This window comes from Laspinema sp. D2d, from assembly GCF_025370755.1.
In the GTDB taxonomy this organism is placed as follows: domain Bacteria; phylum Cyanobacteriota; class Cyanobacteriia; order Cyanobacteriales; family Laspinemataceae; genus Laspinema.
Genome location: NZ_JAMXFC010000004.1, coordinates 251,750 through 257,867, shown reverse-complemented (window position 1 = coordinate 257,867; position 6,118 = coordinate 251,750). Strand labels below are relative to the sequence as shown.

Sequence of the window (6,118 nt, the reverse complement as noted above, 5' to 3'; positions counted from 1 at the left end):
CCGTGTGCGGTGAAAATCGCACGCACGGTTTCGGAAGAGAGGGGTGGAATGGTAACATTCCCCTCGACTCTATCCCTTACGGGCTGGTACATTAGGAACAGGTCAAAGTCAAGCGGCAAAATTGTTAGTTCGCTATCCGGATACAGCCTATGAATCCCATGCGAATTATGGGGTACATTATGATTTAACTTTACCCCTGCGAAACGAGAGCGATCGCCCGCAACAAGTGGCAGTTACTCTCGAAACTCCAATGAAAGAAGAACGCTTATCTAAAGGCGGATTAATCTTTCGTCAACCCCCTTGGGATTATCCTTTTTTCCGCTCAACAGTCCGCTTACGATATACTGATGATAATGGAGAAGCTATCACCCGTTACCTGCATTTATGGCATCGTCGAGGACAAATTCTCGACCCCTTAGTTACCTTAAATTTAGCCCCGAATGAGGTGCGATCGGTTCAGGTAGATTTCCTCTATCCTCCGGATTCAGTCCCGCCTCAAGTCTTGACGGTCAAAACATTATAAAAATTTTACTGCATAATTTTACGGCGGGATAGAAGAAACGACAGAAGTCGTCACTACGAACAATAAAAAAAGCCCCTACAAGGGGGCCTTTTTTTGATAGCTCCATCTCTGAGGATGGGAGGCTAATTTAATCCGATTTAAAGTTATAGAGAAACGACAACACCGGGGCTTTCATTCGCCATGCGGTCTACGCTACAAACGGCATAGCTTCCGGGTTGCAATCCGGTGATGGAATTGGCACCGGAATTCAGAACTTTGACCAATTGCCATTGATTGCCATTTTGACGATAAACCGTCCAGTAGCGAACATCATTATTAGCCGCATCCCAGGCGATCGCATTATCATTGGCACGGACACCTGTTGGCGCTGCTGGAGGAATTGCATCTAACCAAGGCATCGTCGGAGGCAGCGCCTGAGACGGATAGACGGCTGCTCTAAAACGCTCATTGATTCCCAGCCAATTTTCCTTAAACACTTTCATGCTAAAGAAAATATTACCCAGGGATAGTTGATCCACTGCTTGGCGAGAAATTTCTACCTGTCTTTCAAACTCAGAAATCGGCCAACCATTGCCATCGAGTTTGCTCAGATAATTTCCGGCATAAATATGACGACGCAGGGGATTATTTTGACTCCACCAGTTTAATAAAACCGGATAGCTTTGTTGCGGTGGGTCAATCCGCCAATAGAGTTGAGGCGCTAGATAATCCAGCCACCCTTCATCTAGCCATTTTTTAACGTCGGCATAAAGTCCATCATATTGGTCAAACCCAACAATTCCCTGGACTTTTCCCGGACGATAAATGCCAAAGGGACTAATCCCAAATTTAACGTAGGGTTTTTCAGTTTTAATCCCATTCCAAATCCGTTCGATCGCATCGTTGACGTTTTTTCTGCGCCAATCCGCGAGTGCAAGAGTTCCGCCACTGTTTTGATAGGCAGCATAAGTGGCGTTATCAGGGAAGCGCACCCCTTCTTGGGGATAGGGGTAGAAATAGTCATCAATATGAATGCCATCGACATCATAACGACGGACCACATCCATAATCACATCATAAGCCCGGTCTTGGACTTCTTTAGCTCCGGGGTCCATCCAGAGTAAATCCCCATATTGATAGGCATATTGGGGATACATGGAGGCCATGTGGTTGGAACTCAGGCCATATTTTTCCCCCGGCATTTTAGCGCGGTAGGGGTTAAACCAAGCATGAAGCTCGATATTGCGCTTATGACTTTCAGCGATCGCAAACTCTAGGGGGTCATAAAAAGGTTGGGGCGCTTGTCCCTGAGTTCCCGTCAGCCATCCACTCCAAGGTTCAATTTGCGACGCATAAAAAGCATCTCCATTGGGGCGAATTTGGAGGACCAGGGCATTCAAATTTAAAGATTGCATCTGGTCCAGGATCTTCACCAATTCCGCTTTTTGCTCGTCTACGGAAAGATTACTAGCCGAGGGCCAATCAATGTTAGCCACCGAGGCTACCCAGACCCCTCGAAATTCGTGCTGATGGCCGATGCTGACGAGTTTTTGAACCCGATCATCGCCTTGGAGTGGAAATTGGAGTTGGGTCATTTCAGGGGAGTTCCGCTCAACTCCAGGGTTGTTGATGGGTGCAGGGACTGCAGTGGGGGGCGCAACCGCAGGCGGCATCACCGGGCGCGGATACTGCGCGGTCCCCGGCGGAACGTTGAGCAATAACAAGAGTAAACAACCCCAGACTACAAACTGGATTTTGAGTGGATTTCCCGTGAAAAAAGTACGCACGATGCGCCGATATAGGGACCACAGGTCGTTTGATAACTGGCCTGCACCCATGCGGCGCTTCGGTTGTCTTTGCTGGAAAATTCGGAATACTAAGCGCATCAATTTCATCTTTATCTATCCCGTTGGATACCCCGCGTTGCATCAACAATCTTAATAACGTTAGCGTAGATTGGGAATTCCATCATCCCGGGTTCTACTCTAAATTTGGAGGGCTTCGAGATGCTGACCGAACCGACTTTGCAGCAGTTCCAGGCTTTGCTTATCGTTCCCCAGTGGCTGCTAAGGCGATCGCCCATAAAATCTAGTGATTTTCTGTGGCAATCTCAATTTTCCAGGTTCCGTAGCCTTCTCGTCTGGATTAGCAATACAACGGGGCAGTGGGTTTATCCAGATCTTTTCCTGGAATTGACTCCCTTGAAAATTTAAACCCTTTCCCACTGTTTAGCCTCTAGGGGAGGATGACTGGGCCTCGTCAGGGGGCTGCTTTCCGGTTTCCGGTGATGCATATCACAGCTATAAGCTGATCCGCTCCTCTATTACCCGAGGCTTGAAATCACCCCGCGTTTTGATAAGTATCACGAGTTACCCACCCTTGCGATCGCTGTAAAAGCTTGAGTTTCAGGAGATATTAAAAGGGTAGAGTTCAACCACACCTCCCTATGCAAGTACCCACCCTTTACTCCACCTCTCTGATTGCTGAAGTCTTCGGTCAAGCCTGGAACGCCGGTTTCCTTACCATCACCGAACGGGAAGGTTTAATGGCTGCCCTTTTAGAAAATACCCTCAATTGTGAAGACTATGCGGCGATCGACCGTCTGCTGCACGCCGTGCGCCGGGGATGGATTAAAGTCACCGAGTAATCTCCCTAGTCTTTTCCCGTTCCTTCTCGGATACTTTCTAAAAGCGACTCAAAATTTAAACACTGACCGTCTTTATCTCTCGATTCAAACATTAAATTCACTCATCAATTCAACTTTAAATCCCTTGTTAAATTAACAATTTAGTGAGATATTTGGGTTCTAACTACACGCAAATCGTGTAGTTTTTTTTTGAGGTCAAGATTAAAGCGGCCCAGGACGGATGACTCATGACCCTAGCTCAATCGGGCTGTACATTCTAGGATTAAGCGTTGATTAATTAAAGCAAAAGGCTGAATAGCGAGGGCTTGTTGGAATGCCTGAATCGCGTCGCGGTACTTTCCTAGGGTGGCATAACATAATCCCAGTCCATGTAGCGCGCCAAAATGAACCGGATTGAGTTCGATCGCCACCCGGCAATCCTCTATGGCTTTGTAATAGTCCCCCATACTGTAATACAGAACCGCCCGTCGATTCCAAGCTTCGGCAAAATCCGGCTGATCTTGAATCAGTTCCGTGAGAACCGCCTCTGCCTCTTTCAAATTACCCCGATCCAGCAGCACTTGAGCACGCTGGAGAAAGTCCAACCCATAGACGCCTTTTTGATGGAACCAGATTCGCCAAAGCTCTTGAGTGGCGCGATCGCGGACTTTCTCCGTTGGGTTTTTCAGGTCTTCCAGTAACGGTTCTATCGAGGATCTATCCATAAAAGCTGCGCTCAAAGCACTGAAGGTGGACGAGCAGAGGCTCATTTCTATTATGCCGCCTCGGGTTACCTCCTTTGACTGCCAGAAATCGATCGCGGCGATCGCCCGGATGCTTTCCCTAGACTATAACCTCACGCCAATTACCGCGCCAAAACACGATCGCCAAGATCAACGCCCGGATCATCCAATCACAGGTAGAACCGATCCACACCCCTACTAATCCCCAATTCAACACAAACGCAAAAATATAGGTGGCAAATAATCGCACCCCAAACCATCCGATCGCCGAGACATAAAAAGCGGTTTTCGTATTTCCAGCACCCCGTAGTGCTTGCTCGATCGCCATACTCATTGCCATAAACGGTTGCGCCACTGCCGCTATATATAAACAAGGCACCGCCGCCGCAATAATCTCCGTATCTTTGGAAAAAATCCCCAACAATACCTCGGGAATTCCCAAAAATAACAGGCTACCCAGACTCAAACAGCAAACCGCTAATCCGGTGGCAATAATGCTGCTACTGGTGGCTTGATCCGGTCGATTTGCTCCTAATTGTTGGGCAACGATCGCCGCTGTGGCAATGCCAAATCCTTCGGCAATGTAGTAGCAAATTTCCTCAATTCCCAAGGTAATCTCATAAGCTGCCATTGCTTCTGTTCCCAAGGTGGCGATCGCTGCACTAAACCCCAGATAGCCTAAACTCCGAAACAGGCGTTCATTGAACGTGGGTACTGAAACGCGGAATAATCGGCGCAAGGCTTGGAGTTCCCCCCCGCGATCGCGTAAGGTTAAGCGCGGAGTCCCCCGATACAAAATTATCCCTAAAATCACCGTATTAATTGCCATTGCTGTCACACTGGCGATCGCTGCACCGGCTATTCCCAGGTTGAGTGCACCCCAATTGCCAAAAATCAGGCAGTAATTGAGGAGAATATTCACCGCATTGGCAACCAGTCCCACAAACAAGGGGATTTGAGTATTCCCTGAAGCTTGCAATGCTGCTGCTGCAACAATGGAGAGCAATTGCAGAGGCATTCCCAGCAAGATAATCCGGAGGTAATCGTAGGCAGCTTGTTGGACTTCCGGGGTTCCGAAGGGAAGATATGCCAATAAGGGATTTAAACCGACAGTGCTACCGAGGGCGATCGCCAGTCCCGTCCCTAATGCCAGCATTAGACTGGCGCGCAGGGTGGCGGTACTGAGGGATTTATTTTGGGCACCCACAGCACGTCCCACGAGGGCGATCGTGCCTACGGAGAAGGCGGAAAGGGTGCTATAGAGACACCAATGCAAGGGTCCACTAATTCGCATCGAGGCTAAGGCGATGCTGCTATAGTGACCCAACATAGCGCGATCGGCGAGAAACACCAAGGCTTGGAGAAGCAGTTGGGCGATCGCCGGGGTGGCTAATTGCAGCACAGCACGTCCAATGGCGATCGGTTCTGTTACAGTTTGAGCATTGCCTAGACTCGGTTTTAACAATTTCATGGATGACATGAGGAGTAACAACAGGTGAAAGATGTTGTTATTAAAAATTAGGGTTTATAAACAATAAAGTTGTTACTACAAACGCTGGAAAATAAAGACTTAAGTTATTACTATAAACTCGGAAAGAGCATGACTATAGTCGGGATATAGCGGTTTGCGATCGCCTGAACTCTGAACGATCCCCCTAAATCCCCCTTGTCAAGGGGGACTTTGACCCGAAAACTGGACCGCACTAGATTGATAAATCCTATATAAAATCCGGTTAAAAAAAGTTCGTTTTCGCTCTATAGCCCCCCTGCGCGGGCTTTGTCCGTATAGCCCCACCCTTCAGGGTGCGGGTTTTTACAGAGCTATCAGAAGCGATAGAAAATCCGTGAAAAATTACCCGGCTTCTGAGGGGAAACCGGGTTAAATTGGAGTGAATTGTTCAAGGGGCGATCGCGGTTTAAGGAGCAAGCCATCCGGCACTTAAAATCACCGTTAGGCCCATAAAAATAATCGTCAATGCCCAAGTGATCCGATTAAGGGTTGTTTCTGCACTTTTAGCGCTGGTAAACAGTTGAGCTTGTCCTCCAATCCCGCCAATTCCATCTCCTTTTGGGCTGTGGAGTAGGACTAAAATAATTAAACTGATGGCAGAAAATAACCAAATGAGTTCGACGAGCGTTGAGATATTCATGACAGCGATACCTGGCTAAATCAGTGAAATTGAGTGCTTCTTTAATTTACTCTGATTTGTTCAAGGTCATTTGTCAATTTCCCATTAAAAAATGACT

5 protein-coding genes and 1 pseudogene are annotated in these 6,118 nt (G+C 47.9%); 2 read left to right on the top strand and 4 right to left on the bottom strand.

Annotated elements, in window-relative coordinates; all coding sequences use genetic code 11:
- Positions 1 to 85: 85 nt before the first annotated feature.
- Positions 86 to 523 (top strand): annotated as a pseudogene (locus tag NG796_RS04680) (DUF3370 family protein); the annotation flags it as partial.
- 143 nt (positions 524 to 666) lie between these two features.
- Here the strand turns inward: NG796_RS04680 and NG796_RS04675 are convergent.
- Positions 667 to 2,397 (bottom strand): glycoside hydrolase family 10 protein, encoded by a 1,731-nt coding sequence (locus NG796_RS04675; RefSeq protein WP_261204749.1) that lies wholly within the window; start codon positions 2,395 to 2,397, stop codon positions 667 to 669.
- Between the two features lie 551 nt (positions 2,398 to 2,948).
- Here NG796_RS04675 and NG796_RS04670 point away from each other — a divergent pair.
- On the top strand, positions 2,949 to 3,149 hold the full coding sequence (locus NG796_RS04670; protein ID WP_261204748.1) for a hypothetical protein: 201 nt from the start codon (positions 2,949 to 2,951) through the stop codon (positions 3,147 to 3,149).
- A 233-nt stretch (positions 3,150 to 3,382) separates the two neighbouring features.
- Here NG796_RS04670 and NG796_RS04665 read toward each other — a convergent pair whose 3' ends face one another.
- The 3 genes from NG796_RS04665 to secG all read right to left on the bottom strand — a co-directional run bounded on the left by NG796_RS04665 (position 3,383) and on the right by secG (position 6,021).
- Complete coding sequence (locus NG796_RS04665; RefSeq protein WP_261204747.1) at positions 3,383 to 3,853, bottom strand: tetratricopeptide repeat protein; 471 nt, start codon at positions 3,851 to 3,853, stop codon at positions 3,383 to 3,385.
- Positions 3,854 to 3,971: 118 nt separating this feature from the next.
- Positions 3,972 to 5,342 carry an MATE family efflux transporter gene (locus tag NG796_RS04660; RefSeq protein ID WP_261204746.1) on the bottom strand — a complete coding sequence of 457 codons (1,371 nt, stop codon included), beginning with the start codon at positions 5,340 to 5,342 and terminating at the stop codon, positions 3,972 to 3,974.
- A gap of 445 nt (positions 5,343 to 5,787) precedes the next feature.
- Positions 5,788 to 6,021 (bottom strand): preprotein translocase subunit SecG, encoded by a 234-nt coding sequence (gene secG / locus NG796_RS04655; protein ID WP_261199903.1) that lies wholly within the window; start codon positions 6,019 to 6,021, stop codon positions 5,788 to 5,790.
- Positions 6,022 to 6,118 lie beyond the last annotated feature (97 nt).